At 60.3% G+C, this 890-nt stretch carries 1 protein-coding gene and 1 pseudogene; one reads left to right on the forward strand and one right to left on the reverse strand.

Annotation, left to right across the window (positions count from 1 at the left end):
- The coding region (locus EN879_RS37410; protein ID WP_281034633.1) for an SRPBCC family protein at positions 1-526 on the forward strand (526 nt) is incomplete at its 5' end.
- Between the two features lie 146 nt (positions 527-672).
- Here EN879_RS37410 and EN879_RS37415 read toward each other — a convergent pair.
- Positions 673-890 (reverse strand): annotated as a pseudogene (locus EN879_RS37415) (hypothetical protein); the annotation flags it as partial.

The raw sequence follows: 890 nt of genomic DNA on the forward strand, positions 1-890 counted from the left end.
GCTCAATGCGGCGATGGAGCAACGCACCTGCGCGCTCGGCATCGAGATCGGCAGCGCCAACCGCTGGCAGAACTCGGCGGCCGGCCAGGAAGCAATCCACACCTTCCGCTATGCGCTCTATGACGGCGTTTCGAGCGGCAGCCAGGATGGATCGCCGGTGGCCCCGCTGATGGGACGCTTCTCCGACTATGACGGTGGCGTCACTTCCATCCATCTCGGCGGCACGACCTTCCTCGTATGCTATCCCGATCACGGCATGATCTACCGCTTCATCCCGAAAACGGCTGGCACCTGCGAGATGGAGCTGATCTGGCTGGTGCGCGGCGACGCGGTCGAGGGCCAGGATTACGATCTGGAGAAGCTGACCTGGCTGTGGAAGATCACCACCGAAGAGGACAAGAAGATCATCGAGCACACCGCGCGCGGCGTGCGCTCGCACTATTTCGTGCCCGGACCTATCGCGCCGATGGAATACAACGAACTGCGCTACATCGGCTGGTATCTCGAGGAGATCAGCCGGGCCTGAACGGCTCGGCTGCCTTAGAGCATTCACCGTTTCACGGAAACGGCGATCTGCTCTAACTCTTTGTTTTGACGCAATTCTAGACGGAAAACCGCTCACACTTTTCCTAGAATTGCTCTAGGAGAATCAGGCAGATCTTGCCTTTCGCGTCATTCCGCGCTGAGCCCGTATCGGTCGACGACTTCGGGGTTGATGAGCTTGGCATGCAGCGTCATCAGCACGATCTGCGCGTCGAGGCTGTCACCGGCTTCAAGCGCCGCCTCGATGCGGCGCTCGGCTCCCAGCGTCCGCTCATGGCCATTGGCTTGCTCGAAGGTTTCGGGACCCGCGATGCAATAGCTGCATAATTGTGCCACCGACGCATAGG

The sequence above is a fragment of the Mesorhizobium sp. M7A.F.Ca.AU.002.02.1.1 genome (assembly GCF_003998535.1).
Taxonomy (GTDB): Bacteria; Pseudomonadota; Alphaproteobacteria; order Rhizobiales; family Rhizobiaceae; genus Mesorhizobium; species Mesorhizobium ciceri.